The sequence below is a fragment of the Streptomyces sp. NPDC059897 genome (assembly GCF_042730865.1).
GTDB lineage: Bacteria > Actinomycetota > Actinomycetes > Streptomycetales > Streptomycetaceae > Streptomyces.
The window spans coordinates 1-19,244 of record NZ_JBHWKQ010000075.1 but is presented as its reverse complement, the minus strand read 5'-3'; the positions used below and the strand labels follow the sequence as shown (position 1 = coordinate 19,244).

Annotated in this window: 18 protein-coding genes; 12 read left to right on the top strand and 6 right to left on the bottom strand. The window is 72.1% G+C overall.

The window, feature by feature from the left end:
* Positions 1-49: 49 nt before the first annotated feature.
* From ACFV9W_RS38715 to ACFV9W_RS38700, 4 genes are all read right to left on the bottom strand, one after another.
* Complete coding sequence (locus ACFV9W_RS38715) at positions 50-1,114, bottom strand: hypothetical protein (protein ID WP_385770749.1); 1,065 nt, start codon at positions 1,112-1,114, stop codon at positions 50-52.
* Between the two features lie 129 nt (positions 1,115-1,243).
* Positions 1,244-1,741, bottom strand: a complete 498-nt coding sequence (locus ACFV9W_RS38710; RefSeq protein ID WP_385770747.1) for a two-component system response regulator — start codon at positions 1,739-1,741, stop codon at positions 1,244-1,246.
* Positions 1,742-1,807: 66 nt separating this feature from the next.
* On the bottom strand, positions 1,808-1,966 hold the full coding sequence (locus tag ACFV9W_RS38705) for a hypothetical protein (RefSeq protein WP_385770745.1): 159 nt from the start codon (positions 1,964-1,966) through the stop codon (positions 1,808-1,810).
* A gap of 113 nt (positions 1,967-2,079) precedes the next feature.
* Positions 2,080-2,481, bottom strand: coding sequence for a VOC family protein (locus ACFV9W_RS38700; protein WP_385770743.1), 402 nt, complete (start codon positions 2,479-2,481; stop codon positions 2,080-2,082).
* A 143-nt stretch (positions 2,482-2,624) separates the two neighbouring features.
* Here ACFV9W_RS38700 and ACFV9W_RS38695 point away from each other — a divergent pair, with 143 nt between their 5' ends.
* The 3 genes from ACFV9W_RS38695 to ACFV9W_RS38685 all read left to right on the top strand — a co-directional run bounded on the left by ACFV9W_RS38695 (position 2,625) and on the right by ACFV9W_RS38685 (position 7,095).
* Positions 2,625-4,427, top strand: a complete 1,803-nt coding sequence (locus tag ACFV9W_RS38695; RefSeq protein WP_385770741.1) for a thiamine pyrophosphate-requiring protein — start codon at positions 2,625-2,627, stop codon at positions 4,425-4,427.
* 68 nt (positions 4,428-4,495) lie between these two features.
* Complete coding sequence (locus ACFV9W_RS38690; protein WP_385770739.1) at positions 4,496-5,692, top strand: AAA family ATPase; 1,197 nt, start codon at positions 4,496-4,498, stop codon at positions 5,690-5,692.
* Complete coding sequence (locus ACFV9W_RS38685) at positions 5,689-7,095, top strand: VWA domain-containing protein (RefSeq protein ID WP_385770737.1); 1,407 nt, start codon at positions 5,689-5,691, stop codon at positions 7,093-7,095. Before ACFV9W_RS38690 ends, ACFV9W_RS38685 begins: the two co-directional genes overlap by 4 nt.
* A gap of 33 nt (positions 7,096-7,128) precedes the next feature.
* Here the strand turns inward: ACFV9W_RS38685 and ACFV9W_RS38680 are convergent, their stop codons facing one another.
* A complete protein-coding gene (locus ACFV9W_RS38680; protein ID WP_385770735.1) occupies positions 7,129-8,064 on the bottom strand; it encodes a cation diffusion facilitator family transporter in 936 nt (311 codons plus the stop codon).
* Positions 8,065-8,137: 73 nt separating this feature from the next.
* Here ACFV9W_RS38680 and ACFV9W_RS38675 point away from each other — a divergent pair, with 73 nt between their 5' ends.
* The 6 genes from ACFV9W_RS38675 to ACFV9W_RS38650 all read left to right on the top strand — a co-directional run bounded on the left by ACFV9W_RS38675 (position 8,138) and on the right by ACFV9W_RS38650 (position 13,249).
* Positions 8,138-8,308, top strand: a complete 171-nt coding sequence (locus tag ACFV9W_RS38675) for a hydrophobic protein (protein ID WP_326023505.1) — start codon at positions 8,138-8,140, stop codon at positions 8,306-8,308.
* 181 nt (positions 8,309-8,489) lie between these two features.
* Complete coding sequence (locus ACFV9W_RS38670; RefSeq protein ID WP_385770733.1) at positions 8,490-9,482, top strand: LLM class F420-dependent oxidoreductase; 993 nt, start codon at positions 8,490-8,492, stop codon at positions 9,480-9,482.
* A 16-nt stretch (positions 9,483-9,498) separates the two neighbouring features.
* A complete protein-coding gene (locus tag ACFV9W_RS38665; protein WP_385770731.1) occupies positions 9,499-10,629 on the top strand; it encodes an enolase C-terminal domain-like protein in 1,131 nt (376 codons plus the stop codon).
* Positions 10,630-10,734: 105 nt separating this feature from the next.
* Positions 10,735-11,307: a hemerythrin domain-containing protein gene (locus ACFV9W_RS38660; RefSeq protein ID WP_385770729.1), complete on the top strand. Its 573-nt coding sequence runs from the start codon at positions 10,735-10,737 to the stop codon at positions 11,305-11,307.
* 214 nt (positions 11,308-11,521) lie between these two features.
* Positions 11,522-11,950 (top strand): ferredoxin, encoded by a 429-nt coding sequence (locus ACFV9W_RS38655; protein ID WP_385770751.1) that lies wholly within the window; start codon positions 11,522-11,524, stop codon positions 11,948-11,950.
* Between the two features lie 120 nt (positions 11,951-12,070).
* Positions 12,071-13,249 carry an acyl-CoA dehydrogenase family protein gene (locus tag ACFV9W_RS38650; protein WP_385770727.1) on the top strand — a complete coding sequence of 393 codons (1,179 nt, stop codon included), beginning with the start codon at positions 12,071-12,073 and terminating at the stop codon, positions 13,247-13,249.
* Here the strand turns inward: ACFV9W_RS38650 and ACFV9W_RS38645 are convergent.
* Positions 13,206-14,225, bottom strand: coding sequence for an endonuclease/exonuclease/phosphatase family protein (locus ACFV9W_RS38645; RefSeq protein ID WP_385770725.1), 1,020 nt, complete (start codon positions 14,223-14,225; stop codon positions 13,206-13,208). The two genes, ACFV9W_RS38650 and ACFV9W_RS38645, sit on opposite strands and share 44 nt — an antisense overlap.
* 110 nt (positions 14,226-14,335) lie before the next feature.
* Here ACFV9W_RS38645 and ACFV9W_RS38640 point away from each other — a divergent pair, with 110 nt between their 5' ends.
* The 3 genes from ACFV9W_RS38640 to ACFV9W_RS38630 are packed head-to-tail and all read left to right on the top strand — an operon-like array spanning position 14,336 to position 19,128.
* Entirely contained in the window at positions 14,336-15,217 is an 882-nt protein-coding gene (locus ACFV9W_RS38640) for an oxygenase MpaB family protein (protein WP_385770723.1), read from the top strand.
* A 26-nt stretch (positions 15,218-15,243) separates the two neighbouring features.
* On the top strand, positions 15,244-17,517 hold the full coding sequence (locus ACFV9W_RS38635) for a tetratricopeptide repeat protein (RefSeq protein ID WP_385770721.1): 2,274 nt from the start codon (positions 15,244-15,246) through the stop codon (positions 17,515-17,517).
* 51 nt (positions 17,518-17,568) lie between these two features.
* Complete coding sequence (locus tag ACFV9W_RS38630) at positions 17,569-19,128, top strand: phytoene desaturase family protein (protein WP_385770719.1); 1,560 nt, start codon at positions 17,569-17,571, stop codon at positions 19,126-19,128.
* Positions 19,129-19,244 lie beyond the last annotated feature (116 nt).

The window sequence follows — 19,244 nt, the reverse complement described above, 5'->3', positions numbered from 1 at the left end:
CGGATCCAGCGGGGCCCTCGCCTTATGCGCGTGTGGGGGAGTGGGCGGGTCAGACGCCCACGGCCTCCTCCATCTCCTCTTCCTGCTCCTGGTCGCGGACGGGCTCCCGCTTGTGCTTGTGCGCGGGGGCCGGCGCGACGGCGGCGGCGGTGCCGCGCCGGCGCTCGGCGAGGGCCGCCACCGCGATCATGGCCACGCCCACGAGCAGCCAGGCCACCAGCGTCCAGATGTTCCGGGCGAGGTCGTGCTGCCCGAAGTAGAGCAGGCTGCGGGCGCCCTCGACGTATCCGGCGCCGTTCCAGAAGGCGTGCAGGCCGCCGAAGAAGCCGTTCTGCAGCTCGGGCCGGAAGATCCCGCCGGAGCTGGTGAAGTTCAGCATCACGAACAGCACCATCACGCCGAGCGTCGTCCACTTCTTCAGGAACGTGTGCAGTCCTACGCCGATCAGCAGGACGCCCGCCGAATACAGCCACGTCATGCCCCACAGGCCCCACAGGTGGCTGTGCGCGAGGTGGAAGACGGGTCCCGCGAACGCCGCGCCGATCAGGCTGACCACGCCGGACGCGCCGACGACCAGCAGCGCGCGGGTGCGCATCCGCAGTGCGGCGCCGGCGCCGCCGATCACCGCCACCGAGGCGTACGAACCGATGCTGACCGCGACGAGCAGGAAGAACAGTCCCTGGCCCGTCGGGTCGTCGTCCACCGAGGGCGCCACGTCGGTGACCTTCAGCGGCGCGCCCTGCTCGGCGGCGACCGGCGTGAAGATCTTCTGGACGACGGAGACCGTGGTGTCGGACCCGGCGGAGGCCACGATCAGCTCGGGCTTGTCGCCGAGGACGTAGGCGCCGTCGATGTCCCGCGTCTTCAGCTGGTCGACCGCGCTGGAACGGGCGTCGAGCGTGCGGACGTCGAGGGCGTCGCCCGCCTTGTCCTTGACCGTCTGCGCGAAGACCTTCGCCTGCGGGCCCGAGCCGACGACGGCGATCGGCATGTGGTGCGGCTCGGGCGAGGCGAAGGCGCCGAGATAGGCGAGGCCCATGCCGACGCACATCAGAAGCGGGGTGAGCAGATGCGTCAGGACGTGGCGCAGCGCAGGTTCGCGCGTGCCGCTCATGAGCAGGACCTCCACGGATCGATTGGTTGGCTTATACAACTCTTGGTGCAGTTGTACTCTACAACCATGGAGGGGGCCGGAAGTCCCTGAGCCGGTGTGACCATGGCCACCCGGCGGTGAAGCGGCAGGTCAGGCGGGGCGGGAGAGCGGGTGGCCCGCGGCGGCGTGCGCCGGTGGCGCGGGCCGTGCGGCGCCGTCGTTCTCGTACGTCCGAAGGCGCTCGCGCAGCGCGTGCATGCGCAGGCTCGTCTCGTACAGATAGCGGACCTTCGTCCGCATCACCCACGGCTCGATCGGCTTCGACACGTAGTCGGCGACGCCGAGCTCGAAGGCCTGGGCGGCGAGCTTCGTGTCCTGGCCCGCGCCGGTGATCAGCATGATGGGGATGTCCTGCGTCTGTTCGAGGCGCCGCATGTAGTGCGCGACCTCCAGGCCGCTGACGTCGGGCATCAGCACGTCGAGCAGGACCAGGCCGATGCCGCCGCGCAGCACCGCCTTGAGGGCGTCGTCCCCGGTGGTGGCCCGGTCGACCGGGTAGCCCAGCGGTGCGAGCGCGCTCTCCATCGCGAACAGGGTGTCGTCGCGGTCGTCGACGACGAGGATCCTCGGCCGTGCAACGGTGGGCATCGCCAAGCGCCTCCCCTCGTCGGCACCGACAGCATATGCCGGAATCAAGGGGAGGGAAGGGGTCGCTCAGTCCTCTCCGCGCACCAGATTCCAGTCGGTGTCACGGTCGTTCGCGCCACCTGAGGGCTCGGGTCCTTCGCGCCGCGCGGCTCTGCAGGTGCGGATCCTGCCCTTGACCTCGCGTTTGGTCTCTGCGGGGTGCGGAGCACGCTCCTTTGTGTTCATGATCCGATCCTTCTCCGAACGAAAACCGAGTGGATTCGGTCGAGTTCGGTTGTAGACGGGTTTGTAGACGGGTTTGTAGACGGGTTTGTCGACGGCGTTGTGGACGGGTCCGTTCAGCCGGTCTTCGGCGCCGGCTGCTTCGCGCAGTGCGTCGCGAACGGGTGCCCCGCGGGGTCGGAGTACAGCCGCATCTCGTTCGGGCCGCGCGCGCCACGGGTCTCCAGCGGACGGGCGCCCAGACCGATGAGCCGGCGCTCCACCTCGTCGAGATCCTCCTGGTCCACCAGGAAGTCGAGATGGGCCTGCTGCGAGTCGTCGGGGCGCGGCCAACTGGGCGGGGCGGCGTTCAGGTCGCGGCGGAAGGACATCCGCATGCCCTGCTCACCGACGACGTCGATGCGGTTGCTGCCGGGCGACGCCTCGATCTCACCGTCCAGCAACGTCCGGTAGAACTCGGCCAGTTCCTCGGGCTCCGCGCAGTCCAGGACCAGTACTCCCGCCCGCACCAGGCTCATGTCTCCTCCTCCGTCGCACCCCGGTGGCGCGCATCGAGGCGCCGAGTACCCAGCGCGCGCGGCGCCAACCCGGGTTTCCCCGCCCCCTGGCTGGTCACCCGCCCATCGGCAGTCATCCCCGAACCGAACGAAAGGGTCCCGGCATGAGCACCAAGGTCGCCGATCACCTCCTCGACCGGCTGCGCGCCTGGGGCGTGGAGCAGGTCTTCGGCTATCCGGGAGACGGCATCAACGGCCTCCTCGCCGCCTGGGGCAGGGCCGACAACCGGCCCGAGTTCGTCCAGGCGCGGCACGAGGAGATGGCCGCCTTCGAAGCGGTCGGCTACGCGAAGTTCAGCGGCCGCGTCGGGGTCTGCACCGCCACCTCGGGCCCCGGCGCCATCCACCTCCTGAACGGCCTCTACGACGCCAAGCTCGACCACGTACCGGTCGTCGCGATCGTCGGCCAGACCGCCCGCAGCGCCATGGGCGGCTCCTACCAGCAGGAAGTCGACCTGCACACCCTCTACAAGGACGTCGCCTCCGACTTCGTGGAGACCGTCAACGTCCCCGAACAGCTGCCCAACGTCCTCGACCGGGCGATCCGCACCGCCACCGCGCGCCGCGCCCCCACCGCCGTGATCATCCCCGGTGACGTGCAGGAACTCGACCACACACCGCCGCCGCACGCGTTCAAGATGGTGCCCTCCAGCCTCGACCGCAGCTCGTGGACCGCCGAGCCCGCGCAGGAAGCGGTCGAGCGGGCCGCCGAAGTGCTCAACGCCGGTGACAAGGTGGCCATCCTCGTCGGACAGGGCGCGGCGGGCGCGAAGGACGAGGTGTGCGAGGTCGCCGAACTCCTCGGCGCCGGCGTCGCCAAGGCGCTGCTCGGCAAGGACGTGCTCTCCGACGAACTCCCGTACGTCACCGGGGCCTCGGGCCTGCTCGGCACCCGCCCCTCCTACGAGCTGATGCGGGACTGCGACACCCTCCTCACCATCGGCTCCAGCTTCCCGTACTCCCAGTTCCTGCCCGACTACGGCAAGGCGCGCGGCGTCCAGATCGACATCGACCCGCACATGATCGGCATGCGCTACCCCTACGAGGTGAACCTCGTCGGCGACGCCCGCGCCACACTGCGCCGCCTGCTGCCGCTGCTGCGCCGCAACGAAGGCCGTGACTGGTTCGACGAGACGTGCGCGAGCGTGCGGCGCTGGCACGAGGTCATGGACCGCCGCGCCGGGCTGAGCGCCGACCCGATCAACCCCGAACACGTCGCCCGCGCCCTCGACCCGCTGCTCCCGGACGACGCGATCATCACCTCGGACTCCGGCTCCGCCGCCAACTGGTACGCCCGGCACATCACCATGCGCGGCACGATGCGCGGCTCCCTGTCCGGCACCCTCGCCACCATGGGCTGCGGCGTCCCCTACGCCATCGGCGCCAAGTACGCGCACCCCGACCGGCCCGTCGTGGCGCTCGTCGGCGACGGGGCGATGCAGATGAACGGGCTCGCCGAACTCATCACCGCCGCCAAGTACCGGCACCGCTGGAGCGACCAGCGCCTCGTCATCGGTGTGTTCAACAACCGGGACCTCAACCAGGTGACCTGGGAGCTGCGCGCCATGGGCGGCTCGCCCTCCTTCGTGCCCTCCCAGGAGCTCCCCGACATCGACTACGCGGCGTTCGCCCGGCAGCTGGGGCTCACCGGCATCCGCGTCGAGAAGCCCGACGCCGTCGCCGACGCCTGGAGCGCGGCGCTCGCCGCCGACGGGCCCGCCGTGGTCGACTTCCGCAGCGACCCGTCCGTCCCGCCGATCCCGCCGCACGCGACGTGGGAGCAGATGGAGTCCACGGCCGAGGCGATCCTCAAGGGCGACCCGCAGAGCACGGACGTGGTCAAGCAGGGCTTCAAGGCGAAGGTGCAGGAGTTCATGCCGGGCATCGGCAAGCGCGGTGACCACTGACGCACACCACTGACGTAGTTTGGGGTCCGATCTGACATCGGTGGGGCCTTGGGGCAGGGGGAGCGGCAGTGGAAGCGCGGGACGACACGGGTGAACGGCTGCGCGCGATCTGCGCCGAACTCTCCGAGCGTTTCTACGAACGCGCCGACGTCGTACGGACGCTGGTGACCGCCCTCCTCGCGGGGCAGCACTCCCTCGTGCTCGGGCCGCCCGGCACGGCGAAGTCCGAACTGGCCCGCGAGCTCACCGGCCGGGTCGAGGGCGCGGCGTACTGGGAGATCCTGCTCTCCAAGTTCACGGCGCCGACCAGGATGTTCGGGCCCATCGACGTCGCGGCGCTGGCCCGCGGCGAGTACCGGCAGGTGTACGACGGGCGGGCCACGACCGCGCACATCGCGTTCATCGACGAGATCTTCAAGTGCTCCACCGCCGCCCTCAACGAGACGCTCGGCTACCTCAACGAGCGGATCTACCACCCCGAGAACGGCGGCGCGCCGATCCACTGCCCGCTCATCGGCGCCATCACGGCCAGCAACGAACTGCCCGAGGGCGAGGACTCCGCCGCGATCTACGACCGGCTCCTCGTCCGGATCGAGGTCGGCTACCTGGAGGATCCCTCGAACTTCGCCGCCCTCGTCCGCTCGGCCGTCGGCGGCCGGTCCGAGCCGCCGGCCCGGACCACGATCCAACTGGCCGAGCTGCGGCGGGCCGTGGCCGAGACCGTCCCCGCCGTGGATGTGCCCGACGCCATCGTCGACGCGGTGTGCACGCTGCGGGCAGCGCTGCGCCGCAAGGAGCTCGTCGCCTCCGACCGCCGCTGGCGGCAGGCGGTCGGACTGCTCCAGGCCTCCGCGTACCTCGACGGCCGCCCGGAGGTCGCCGAGACCGACCTGTCGGTGCTCACCCACGTGCTGTGGGACTCGCCCGCCCAGCGCCCGACCGTCGAGCGCGAGGTGCTGCACCTCGTCAACCCCGACGCCAAGGAGGCGCTCGACCTGGCCGACACCATCGAGGAGCTGGAGACCCAGCTCGACTCCATGGCCGGGCAGTCCCGCGAGGCGCTGAGCGACTGGGTCATCAAGAAGGCCCATCACCAGCTCGCCACCGCCGGGCAGCGCCTGGAGAAGCTCCGCGAGGAGGCGGCGGGCGCCGGCCGCTCCACCGCCGCCATCGACCGGGTCACGGGACGCCAGCGCGCCGTCCGCGCCCGCATCCTCACCGAGGCGCTCGGCGTGGACGCGAGCACGGCGGGGGGCCGGGCTTGAACGGTGCCGTGGTCGCGGACCGCTTCGACCGGCTGACGTGGCGCGACACCTATGAACAGGCGGCTGGGGTAAGGGAGTTGGCGGCCGAGCTCGCCGCGCGCCACGAATGCGCGCGGGACCTGCTCGCCGATGTGTTCCTCGCCGCGTACAAGGCGCGGGTGCGGGTGCGTGAGCGCACGGAGATGGCACCCTCGCGGCTGCTCAACCACGAGTTCGTCACGGCGCTCGTCGAGTCGCCGCAGTTCGTGGAGGCGCGCCGGGACACCGTCGGCGACCCGTACGCCGCCGCGATGGCCCTGCTGGCGCAGGGGCCCGCGCTGCGCGGGCTGCTGGAGCGGGAGTCCCAGGAGGGGGCGGGCGAGACGTCCCGGCGCGAGGACCGGGAGGCGGCCGCGAAAGAGCCCGGCGATCCGAGCGCCCCAGGTGCCCCGGGCGCCCCGGGCGCTCCCGGTGTCCGTGCCGCCGCCCGCGCCGCCGCCGCGAAGGCCTCCCGCGCCGTACGGCAGGAGGCGTCCCTGATGCGTGCCTGGGGGCTCGGGCCCGGCGAACTGGAGCGGCTGCCGTTCGAGGAGCGGGCCCGGCTCGCCGAGCGGCTGCGCGCCGGGCGGCTCGCCGAATGGGCCGAACTCATCGGCCGCTTCCGGCAGATGGCCGCCGGCGAACGCGCCCGCAAGGTGGCGAACACCACCGGCGAACTCGTCGGCGTCACCCTCGGCGACGATCTGTCCCGCCTCGTCCCCTCCGAACTCGCGGGCCTCGGCGTGCCCGCCCTGCGCGCGGTGTTCGCCGCCCGGTACGCCGCCGGGGAGCTGATGCTCTACGACAGCCGGGGCGAGCGGCCCGCCGGGCGCGGCGCCGTCATCGCCTGCGTGGACACCTCGCACTCCATGTACGAGGCGGGGCCCGGCGGAGTCACCCGTGAGGTGTGGGCGAAGGCGTGCGCGCTCGCGCTGCTCGACCAGGCCCGCGCGAGCGGGCGGGACTTCGTCGGCATCCTGTTCTCGGCCGCCGACAAGGTGCGGGTCTTCCGGTTCCCGGCCGACCGGCCCGCCGGCCTGGACACCACCCTGGAGTTCGCGGAGACCTTCCTCGGCGGCGGCACCAGCTACCAGGCGCCGCTGGGCGCGGCCCGGGACCTCCTTGAGCGGGAGTTCGACGACGCGGCCCGCGCACGCGGCGACATCGTGCTGCTCACCGACGACGACTGCGGTGTCACCGAGGAGTGGATGCGCGGCTGGAACGCGGCCAAGCACCGCCTGGGGTTCCGCGTCTTCGGCGTGGCCGTGGGCGCCCCGCGCGCCGCCGAGGCCGACTCCGTCCTGGACGCGCTGTGCGACAACCTCCGCTCCGTGGAGGACTTCACCGATGTGCACGCCGCCGCCGACCTGTTCCGCGTGATCTGACCCGGCCGGGCCACCCTTTCGACCCGCCGGACGTCACCCCTCACGTATCGGCTTCGGCGCGTCCACCACGTCGAGGAACACCTGATCCGCCTCGGGCCAGCGCTCCCGTACCGCCCGTTTGACGCGTTCGAGGATCAGCTCGAGGTGCTCGCTCTCGATGCCGGGCGCGAGATCGATCCGCGCCGCGACCAGCGTCGAGTCCGTGCCCAGCTGCATCGTGTGCAGCGCCGCCACGTAGTCGATCTCGGGCTGCGCCGCGAGGAACTCACGGATGCCGCGGTGCAGCTCCGGATCGCCGGCCTCGCCGATCAGCTGGTCGCGGGCGCTCCTGCCGAGCCGGTACGCCACGTACACGAGCAGCACACCGATGCAGAACGACGCGGCCGCCTCCCACTCGATCCGGCCCGTCACCATGTGCAGCACCATCCCGCTCGCCGCGAGGAGCACCCCGACCACCGCCGTGCCGTCCTCGGCGAGGACCGTGCGCAGCGCGGGGTCCGAGCCGATGCCGTCACCCGGCTGCACGCGCACCTGGTGCACGGCGCGGGCCAGCGAGCTGCCCTCCGCGAGCAGCGCCACGCCGAGGACCGCGAGCCCGGCGACGTACCCGCTGCGGGACTCCTCCTGACCGCCCGAGGTCACCGCCTCGAACGCCTGGAAGAAGGAGAAGCAGCCGCCCATCACGAAGACCCCGACGGCGGCGAGCAGCGACCAGAAGAACCGCTCCTTTCCGTACCCGAACGGGTGCCTGCGGTCGGCGGGGCGGCGGCTGCGGCGCAGGGCGGCCAGCAGGAACACCTCGTTGAGGCTGTCGGCCACCGAGTGCGCGGCCTCCGAGAGCAGCGCGGGCGACGCCGCGATGAGGCCGCCGACGGCCTTCGCCACCGCGATCAGCAGATTGGCGGCGAGTGCCACCAGGACGGTGATCCGGGTCCTTCGGTCGTCTTCCTCGGAATTCTTCGCGGTCACGTCAACTCGCAAGGGGGTGAGTGGAGTACGGGGGGAATTCGCGGGAACTCGGTGCCTCAAGGAGGTATTCACCGTGATTCCTGTTCTGCTGGTCCTGTTGCTCGCGCTGCTGCTTTTCGGCGCGGGATTCGCCGTGAAACTGTTGTGGTGGGTGGCCATTGCCGTGCTGGTCGTGTGGCTGCTCGGATTTGTGATGCGGGGGACGACGGCGGGTGGATCGAGGTCACGCTGGTATCGGTGGTGAGTAACCGAACCAGGTACCGACAAACCCGGAAACGAAACCTTTGAAGCGCCGTCCGGGCCACTGGGAATGATCCATGAAATCCCGGCCCGGACGGCGCTTGTGTCGTGGCTCGGCGGGTTTCCCCGCAGAGGCCGGGGTTACTCGGAAGACCTCGAAGGAAACACACCCCCGGGAGGACGGCATGCCCGAGTTCGGCTATTTTCTGGCGTCGGAGGAATTCGGGCCGCGCGAGCTCGTGGAACAGGCCCGGATGGCGGAACAGGCGGGCTTCGACTGCCTGTGGATCTCGGACCACTACCACCCGTGGAACGACGCCCAGGGGCAGAGCCCCTTCGTCTGGAACGTCATCGGCGCCCTCGCGGAGGCCGTGTCGCTGCCCGTCGAGACCGCGGTCACCTGCCCCACCGTCCGCATCCACCCCGCCGTCCTCGCCCAGGCCGTCGCCACCAGCGCCGTGCAGCTGGACGGCCGCTTCCGTTTCGGCGTCGGCACCGGCGAGGCCCTCAACGAACACATCCTCGGCGGTCCCTGGCCCTCCGCCCACGTCCGCATGGAAATGCTCGAAGAGGCCGTCACCGTGATCCGCAGGCTCCTCGAAGGCGGCGAGGTCACCCACCGTGGCGAGCACTACACCGTCGAGAACGCCCGCGTCTACACCCTCCCCGACGGGCCCGTCCCCATCGACATCTCCGGCTTCGGCCCGCAGGCCACCGCGCTCGCGGCCCGCATCGGCGACGGCTGCATCACCATGAGCCCCGACGAGGAACTGGTCACCCAGTTCCGCAAGGGCGGAGGCGGCGCGAAGCCCGTCGCGGGCGGCCTCAAGGTCTGCTACGGGCCCGACAGGGCGGAGGCCGTGCGCCGGGTGCACGGGCTGTGGGCCAACCAGCTGCTGCCCGGCGAACTCGGCCAAGTACTGCCCACGCCCCGCCACTTCGAGCAGGCCGAGACCCTCGTCACCGAGCGGATGGTCGACGGCGCGCTGCCCTGCGGCCCCGACGTCGACGAGCACATGAGCGCCCTCGACGCTTTCGCCCGGGCCGGCTTCGACCGCGTCTACGTCAACCAGATCGGCCCGGACCAGCGGGAGTTCTTCGACTTCTACCGGACGAAGGTGCTGCCGCGGCTCAAGGACGGCACACCCCACGGCGCGAGCAGCGGCTCGGCAGGGTGAGGCACGGCAGTCGACCATGATGACCAGCACCCTGACATCCCCGAGCACCTGCCTCCCCGTCGAACACCTCGACGTCAGCGCCTACACGGTGCCCACCGACGCACCCGAGGCCGACGCGACCCTCGCCTGGGACAGCACGACGATCGTCTTCGTCGAGGCCAGGGCCTGCGGCCTCACCGGCATCGGCTGGACCTACGCGCCCCCGGCCGCCGCCGACGTCGTCCGCCATCAGCTCGCCCCGCTCGTCGAGGGCCGCGACGCCTTCGACACCCCCGCCGCACATGTGGCGCAGTGCCAGGGCGTCCGCAACGCGGGCCGCCCCGGCATCGCGTCCTGCGCGATCTCCGCCGTCGACCTCGCCCTGTGGGACCTGAAGGCTCGCCTCATGGACCTTCCGCTCGTCCGGCTTCTCGGCGCGGCACGGGACGCCGTCCCCGTCTACGGCAGCGGCGGCTTCACCACCTACCACGACAGCCATCTGGCGGCCCAGCTCAGCGGCTGGGTGCACGGCCAGCACATCCCGCAGGTCAAGATAAGGATCGCCGAGGCCTGCGGGCGCGCCGTTCCCAGGGACCTCCAACGGGTCCGCCGCGCCCGCCAAGTCATCGGCGAGGACGCCGAGTTGTACGTCGACGCGGGCGGCGGCTACAACCGAAAACAGGCCGTCCGCGTCGGAGAGGCGCTCGTCACCCACGCCGTCGGCTGGTTCGAGGAACCCGTCTCCTCCGACGACCTCACCGGCCTCCGCCTCGTCCGCGACGCCCTCGTGTGCGACGTCACCGCGGGAGAGTACGGCTACGACCTCCCGTACTTCGCCCGCATGATCGCCGCGGGCGCCGTCGACTGCCTCCAGGTCGACGTCACCCGCTGCGGCGGCATCACCGAGTTCCTCCGCGCCGCCGCCCTCGCCCAGGCCCACGGCCTGGAGATCTCGGCGCACGGCGCCCCGCACGCCCACGCGGACGTGGCGGCCTGTGTGCCGAACCTCCGCCACGTCGAGTGGTTCCACGACCACGTCCGCATCGAGTCGATGTTCTTCGCGGGCGTCCTGGACCCGACGGGCGGCACGGTCCGCCCGGGTCAGAACGGCCCCGGGAACGGACTGGTGCTGAGGAGCGAAGAGGTGGAGGAGTACCGGGTGGCTTGATGTATGAGCTCCCGGCGCCGCGGGCCGGTTCCCGGCGACTGACGGCCGGTGCCCCGGGTACCCGGCCCGCTCCGCACCCGAGACACGGAATCCCGAGGACACGACATGCCCCAGACCAAGGGCACGAAGGACCCCAACGACGTGGTGCAGCTGCTTCTTCAGCAGCACGTCAGGATCCGCACACTGTTCGAGGAGGTGGCCGCCGCCAAGGGGGAGGAGCGCAAGGAGCGCTTCCACGAACTGGTGCGGCTGCTCGCGGTGCACGAGACCGCAGAGGAAGAGGTCGTGCACCCCTTCGCGCGCAAGAACATCGACGGCGGCGAACACGTCGTCAAGGACCGGATCGACGAGGAGGAGAAGGCGAAGAAGGTCCTGTCGAAGCTCGACGGCATGGACCCGGACTCGCCGGAGTTCCTCGACAAGTTCGACGCGCTGCGTGAGGACGTCCTCGCGCACGCGGACGCGGAGGAGCGCTACGAGTTCGCGCACTTCAACGAGGTCGCCGACCGCTCCAGGCTGGAGACCCTGGGCCGCGCCGTGAAGGCGGCGGAGGCCATGGCGCCCACGCGCCCCCACCCCGGCACGGACTCCGCGGCGAAGAACCTCGCCGCCGGTCCCGTCGCCGCGGTCGTCGACCGGACCCGCGACGCGATCCGCAAGGTGACAGGCAACACCTGAGCGAACGCGAACGAGGAGGGGGTGCGGGGCGGCGCGCGGCCGCCCCGCACTTCGTTCGTCGGCGCCCGCGGGCACGCATGCGGTTTGGCATCAGGTGATCCGGCTACCCGCACAACAGCCGTACGTCCTCTGGAAAGGAGCCGGGCCGGTGACCTCCCTGGCGAAGTACCCGCACGCATACGCCGAGGACTCCACGGGCGCCGACCGTGCCCTGATGACCGAACCGCCCAAGGACGACCTCGTGCGCTTCCTCGAGGACCGTTTCGCCTGCGCCCAGTCCTGCACGGAGTGCGCCCGCGCCTGCGCCCTGCTGGTCAGCTCCACGGACCTGGGGCCCGTCGCCCCGCAGGTGCACGGACCCGTGCGCTCGGTCCCGTCCGAGGGCCGGGAACAGCCCGAAGCCCCGCACGGCCTGCGGCGCGCGCTGCTGCTCAGCGTCGAGGTGTGCGACGCGACCTGCCGGCTGCTGTCGGAGGAGGCGCACCAGGACGAGTACGGGCTGCGGCTCCAGGTCGAGTGGTGCCGGGCCGTCGCCCTGGAGTGCGCGCACGTCTGCGACCGCACGCGCGACGCCGCAGAGTGCGCCGAACGGTGCCGGGCCTGCGCGCGGGCCTGCACGGACTTCCTCGCCACCCTCGGCTGACGAACCGTCAGTTCACGCGGTCCGCGGCATTCCCTATTACTGGAACGCGTTCTACTGTGTGCGCCGTCAGGCTGGCGCAAGCCGGCTCCCGGACCACGCAGTCGACCGCCAGGAGGGGCCGTGCACCTCGAATACACGCCTGAGCAGCAGGAGTTGCGCACCGAGCTGCGCGCCTACTTCGCCGAGCTGGTCCCCGAGAACGCGTACGCGCGCTACGAGGACCCGGCCGCGCAGAAGCGCTTCTACCGGGAGACGGTGCGCCGGCTCGGCGGTGACGGATGGCTCGGCGTGGGCTGGCCGAAGGAGTACGGGGGGCGCGGCCTGTCCCCGATGGAACAGTTCATCTTCTTCGACGAGGCGGCACAGGCGGGCGTACCGCTGCCGCTGATGGCGCTCAACACCGTCGGCCCGACCATCATGCAGTTCGGCACCGACGAGCAGAAGGAGTACTTCCTCCCGAGGATCCTCTCCGGCGAACTCGACTTCGCGATCGGCTACAGCGAGCCCGACGCGGGCACGGACCTCGCGGCGCTGAAGACCCGCGCCGTCCGCGAGGACGACACGTACGTCGTCAACGGCCAGAAGATCTGGACGACCAACGGCGACACCGCCGACTGGGTCTGGCTCGCCGTCCGCACCGATCCGGACGCGCCCCCGCACAAGGGCATCACGATGCTGCTCGTGCCGACGACCGACCCCGGCTACTCCTGCACCGTCATCAACACCCTCGCCTCGCACGACACCACGGCCAGCTACTACGAGAACATCCGCGTCCCGGTCTCGCGCCGGGTCGGCGACGAGAACAAGGGCTGGCGCCTGATCACCAACCAGCTCAACCACGAACGCGTCACCCTCGCCGCCCACGGCACCATGGCGATCCGCGCCCTGCACGACGTGCAGCGCTGGGCCATGGACACCAAACTCGCCGACGGCCGCCGCGTCATCGACCTCGGCTGGGTCAGGAAGCGCCTCGCCCAGACCCACACCAAGCTCGACGCGATGAAGCTCCTCAACTGGCAGATGGTGAACGCCGTCCAGCAGGGCACCCTCCTGCCGCAGGACGCCTCCGCCGTCAAGGTCTACGGTTCCGAGGCCCGCCGCGACGCATACGCGTGGCTGATGGAGGTGGTGGGCGCGGCGGGCGCGCTCAAGGAGGGCAGCGCGGGCACGGTCCTGCACGGCGAACTGGAGCGCGGCTACCGCTCCGCCGTCATCTTCACCTTCGGCGGCGGCAACAACGAGATCCAGCGGGAGATCATCTCGTGGATCGGCCTGGGGATGCCCCGGGTGCGGCGCTGACCGGATCGTCCAGGGCGATCCGCGCGAGCACGGGCAGGTGGTCGCTGCCGGTCGCGGGCAGGGTGCGGATGCGGCCCACGTTCGCCGAGCGGGCCATGATCTGGTCGATCCGCGCCACCGGGAACGCCGCGGGGTAGCTGAACGCGAACCCGCGGTCCGGCACGTCCAACCGTGAGGTCAGCGGGGCCAGGCCGCGGTCGTCGACCGTGCCGTTGAGGTCGCCGAGGACGAGGACCGTGCCCGTCCGCTCGGCGGCGACCTCCGCGCCGAGCCGCCGGGCGCTCTCGTCCCGCCACTGCGACGCGAGGCCGGTCGCGCCGATCCGGATCGAGGGCAGGTGGGCCACGTACACGGCGATGTCGCGCGGCGGCGCCTCGACGACCGCGCGCAGCCCGCGGTTCCACGGCTCGGTGATCCCGGCGGGTTTGATGTCCGCCGCGCGGACGCCGGAGAGCGGGTACTTCGACCAGAGCCCGACCGTGCCGATCACCGCGTGATGCGGATGGCTCGCGGACAGCATGCGCTCGAACTCGGCCCGGGCCTTCGGCAGCAGCTCCTCCAGGGCGATGAGGTCCGGGGAGTGCCCGGACAGCTCGCGCGCCGTGCGCCGCGGGTCGGGGTTCTCGTCACTGACGTTGTGCTGCACCACGGTGAGGTCGTGCCCGTCGGACCGGGGCTCGGGGAGCAGCACGCCGCACTGATACGCCCAGACCGCCGTCGCCGACAGCGCGGCCACCAGCGCGAGCGGTGCCCGGCGCAGCAGCGCGAGGCCGAGCACGACGACCAGGACCAGCCAGCACCACGGCAGGAACGACTCCACCAGGCTTCCAAGGCGCCCCGGCGTGTTCGGTATCCACCGGTGGAAGAGCAGGACGAGCCCGGTCAGGACGGCGAGCGCGGCCAGCACCCGGCCGCGCCGCCACGGCGCCCGTCTCCCGCCCGCCCTGTCGGTCGCCGCGTCGGCCCGCTCGCTCATGTCGCCCCGTTCCTTGTCCCGTTGTCCCTGCTCACCAGGACGAGTCCGCCGTTGATCGGGTTCCGCGCCGGGCCGGGTGCGTACCCTGCGAGCAGGAGGTGCTGTGCGACATGAGCGAAGCGGACCCCGGGCTCTTCGGACCCGACTCGGTGACCTGGCAGATGCACGCCGACCCCATGATGTGGATCGCGGGCGTACGCGCCCTGTACTTCCAGGCGCTGCACCCGCGCGCCGTGCGCGGCGTCATGCAGAACTCCGACTTCCGGCGCGACGCCTGGGGCCGGCTGATGCGCACCGCGAGCTTCGTCGGCACGACGACGTACGGGACCAGCGAGGCCGCCGAGAAAGCCGGTGCGCGCGTACGGCGGATCCACAGCCACCTGGGGGCGAGCGACCCGGACACGGGGGAGCGGTACGGCGTCGACGAACCCGGGTTGCTGCTGTGGGTGCACTGCGCCGAGATCGACTCCTATCTCCACGTCGCGCGCCGCTCCGGCTTCCGGCTCACCGAGGCGCAGGCCGACCGGTACGTCGCCGAGCACCGCACCAGCGCCCGGCTCGTCGGCCTCGACCCGGAGCGGGTCCCGGGCAGCCAGGCCCAGTTGGCGGCCTACTTCGAGTCGGTACGGCCGGAGCTCGCCGCCGGGCCCGAGGCACGCGAGGTCGACGACTTCCTGCAGCGGCCGCCCACCCACCTGCTGCTGATCCCGGCGCGCGAGGCCCTCTGGCGGCGCGTGGCCAACCTGGCGTACGCCTCCCTGCCGTCGTACGCCCACGAGCTGTACGGCAGACGGGCCCCCGAACCGGCCGCCGTCACGCTCCGGTTGCGCGCCACGGGCACCGCACTGCGCCTGATTCCCGCCCGTGTGCGCTGGCAACTGCCGCCCAAACACATCCTGCGGGCGATGGGGAGACTCGGTGTCGACGCCCGTCCCGCCCCGTACAAAGTCGACAGAGGGGAAGCCATACTGGACGGGCCGGGGAGGGCGTAGCGACGCGACGGGGGCGACGGCGGGAGATGCCAGCGGTGGGGGAGACGCGGGACGGCAGGCTGATCCACGGGCGGTACCGGCTGCTCGATCTGATCGGCCGGGGCGGCATGGGCGAGGTCTGGCGGGCGCGCGACGAATCGCTCGGCCGGCACGTCGCGGTGAAGTGCCTCAAGCCGCTCGGCCCCGAGCGCGACGAGAACTTCACCCGGATCCTGCGGGAGCGTTTCCGCAGGGAGGCGCGGGTGGCCGCCGCACTCCAGCACCGGGGCATCACCGTGGTGCACGACTTCGGCGAGGACGAGGGAACCCTCTATCTCGTCATGGAACTGCTCGACGGGAAGAACCTCAGCCAGCTCCTCGACGACAACCGGCACCACCCGCTTCCCGTCGACGACATCGTCGACATGGCCGAACAGGTCGCCTCCGCCCTCGCCTACACCCACGAACAGGGCGTCGTGCACCGCGACCTGAAGCCCGCGAACATCGTGCGGCTCGGCGACGGCACGGCGAAGATCTGCGACTTCGGCATCGCCCGCCTCGGCCACGACATCGGATTCACCGCCCGGCTCACCGGCACCGGCATCGCCATGGGCACCCCGCACTACATGTCGCCCGAGCAGATCGGCGGCGACCAGGTCGACGAGCGCAGCGACCTGTACTCGCTGGGGTGCGTGCTGTACGAGGTGTCCACGGGCGCCCCGCCGTTCGACCTGGAGGACGCGTGGTCCGTGCTCGTCGGGCACCGCGACACCGAGCCCGAGGCGCCGCGCGGGCACCGGCCCGAGCTGCCCGGCTACCTCGACCGGATCATTCTGGACCTGCTCGCCAAGGAGCCCGAACAGCGGCCGCGCGACGCGCGGGAGCTGGCGCGCCGGATCACGCAGGGCGCGCGGTCCGGGCGCGGGACGTACGTGCCGACGGTGCGGACGTCGCAGCTCCCACCGCGTACGGGCGCGCCCGTGGAGGAGGCGCCCGAAGCCCGCGAGCCCCGGCTGCCCTCCTGGACCCGCGGCATGACCACGGGTCACAAGGCGACCGGTGTCCCGGGACCGCGCGTGACACCCCCGGACACCGCGGCCGGGCTCTCCGGCGAGTGGATCGCACGCGACGCCGACCGCACCCCCGCGGCGCCCGAAGTGGCGGGGCGCCCCACCCCCGCCCCGGAACTCCTCGCCACCCTCGCCTCCCGGCACAACGCGGGGCTCAGCCTCGGCCGCCTCGGACGCTGGGCCGAGGCCGGCGAGGTGCACCGCGCGGTCGCCGCCGAGCGGGAGTTCGCCCTCGGCCCCGACCACGCCGACACCCTCGCCAGCCGCTACGAGGTCGCCTTCACCCTCAGCCGCACCGGCCGGGCCGCCGACGCGCTGCGCGAGTACCGCGGAGTCGTCGAGGGCCGCGAGCGCGTCCTCGGGCCCGAGCACCCCGACACGCTCGGGGCGCGCCAGGAAGTGGCGTACGTACTGGGCAAGCTGGGGCGGCACTTCGAGGCGCACCAGGCGTACAGCGCCGTGCTCGCCGCCCGGGAGCGCGCCATGGGGCCCGAACATCCGGACACGCTGCGCTGCCGCCACAACCTCGCCTTCAACCTCAGCAGGCTCGGCCGCCTGGAGGACTCCTACCGGATGGCGGACGAGGTCGCCGACGCCCGCGCCCGCGTGCTCGGCGCCGACCACCCCGACACGCTCGTCACGCGCTGCGAGGTCGGCTACGCGCTGGGGCAGCTGGGCCGCTGGAGCGCGGCCCTGCGCACCTACCAGGAGGTCGCGCAGGCCAGGGCGCGGGCGCTCGGTGCCGACCACCCCGACACCCTCGCCGCCCGCTACGAGGTGGGCATCAGCCTCGGCCGCCTCGGCCGCAGCGCGGAGGCCCTGACGCTCTACCGCGACCTGATCGACGACCGGACGCGGGTCAGCGGGCCGCACCACCCCGAGACACTGCGTGCCCGGCACGGGCTCGGTGTGAACCTCGGCCGGCTTGCCCGCTGGGAGGAGGCCCTCGCGGAGGCCCGCGACGTGTGCGCGATCCGCGGGCGGGTGCTCGGCGCCGACCACCCGGACACGCTCGTCAGCCGCCGCGAGGTCGCCGTCGGCCTCGGCTGGCTCGGCCGCTGGCAGGACGCGCTCGGCGAGTACCGCGCGGTGTCCACGGCCCGCGAACGCGTCCTCGGTGAGGCCCACCCCAGCACCCTCGCCAGCCGCAACGACGAGGCGCACTGCCTGGAGCAGCTCGGCCGCACGGCCGACGCGGTCGCCCTGTACCGCAGGGTGGCGGCGCTGCGCCAACAGGGCGCGCCCGGCTGACCGGCGAGTCGCCCTCTGGTCCACCGTCGGCGGCCCGTGTTACCAAGGGCCATGCCCGCACATGATCTCCGCGCCCGCTACGACACGGTCGTCGTCGGCGGTGGCCACAACGGCCTGGTCGCCGCCGCCTACCTCGCCCGCGCAGGACAGTCCGTCGCCGTCGTCGAACGCCTCGGCACCACCGGCGGGGCCGCCGTCTCCACCCGCCCGTTCCCCGGCGTCGACGCCCGGATCTCGCGCTACTCGTACCTCGTCAGCCTGCTCCCCAAGAAGATCGTGGCCGACCTGGGGCTGCGCTTCGCGACCGCGACCCGCGACGTCTCCTCGTACACCCCGACCGTCCGCGAAGGACGTCCGACGGGACTGCTCGTCGGCGGCGGCGAACAGCGCACGCGCGCCGCGTTCCGCGAACTCACCGGCGGCGAACGGGAGTACGAGGCGTGGACCCGCTTCTACGAGACGACGGGGCGGGTCGCCGAACGGGTCTTCCCGACCCTCACCGAGCCGCTTCCGTCACGGGACGCGCTGCGCGAGCGGGTCGGCGACGAGGCCGCTTGGCGGCTGCTGTTCGAGGACCCCATCGGCGTCGGCATCGAGGAGCACTTCACCGACGATCTGGTGCGCGGCGTCGTCCTCACCGACGCCCTGATCGGCACCTTCGCCGATGCCCACGACGCGTCCCTCGCCCAGAACCGCTGCTTCCTGTACCACGTGATCGGCAACGGCACGGGCGACTGGGACGTCCCCGTCGGCGGCATGGGCGCCCTCACGGACGCAGCTGCCGCCGCGGCCCGCGCGGCCGGCGCCGACCTGGTCACCGGGCACGAGGTGACCCGCATCGAGACGGACGGCGCCGAGGCAGAGGTCACGTACCGGACCGCCGACGCCGAGGGCACCGTCGCCGCCCGCGACGTCCTCGTCAACGCCTCCCCGCAGGACCTCGCCCGGCTCCTGGGCGACGCCCCGCCCGCGCCCGCGGAGGGCGCGCAGCTCAAGGTCAACATGCTGCTGAAGCGGCTGCCGCGGCTCAAGGACACCTCCGTCGACCCGCGCGAGGCGTTCGCCGGAACCTTCCATGTCGCGGAAGGGTACGGCCAGTTGGCGGCCGCGCACGCCGAGGCCGCCGCCGGTGCGCTGCCGAGCGCGCCGCCCTCCGAGATCTACTGCCACTCGCTGACCGACCCGACGATCCTCGCCCCGGACCTCGTCGAACGCGGCTACCAGACGCTCACCCTGTTCGGCCTGCACACCCCGGCCCGGCTCTTCGCCGCCGACAACGACACGGCCCGCGCGGACCTCCTGAAGGCCACCCTCGCCCAGCTCGACACCCACCTCGCCGAACCGATCGAGGACTGCCTCGCGCTCGACGGCGACGGTCGGCCCTGCATCGAGGCGAAGACCCCGCTCGACCTGGAGCGCGACCTGCGGCTGCCCGGCGGCAACATCTTCCACCGGGAGCTCTCGTTCCCGTACGCCTCCGAAGCCACCGGCCGTTGGGGCGTGGAGACAGGTCACGCGAACGTCCTGTTGTGCGGCGCGGGCGCCGTGCGCGGCGGCGGGGTCAGCGGGATTCCCGGGCACAACGCCGCGATGGCGGTGCTCGGCCACTGACCCCGGCCGCACGCGCGTAGAACTAGTAGTGCTTCGTTAGGTCTGTTCGTTGAGGCTGATCAGGAGCATGTTGGATGTGTGGACGCACATGAAGTGAACCGTCTGCGGGCGGAGTT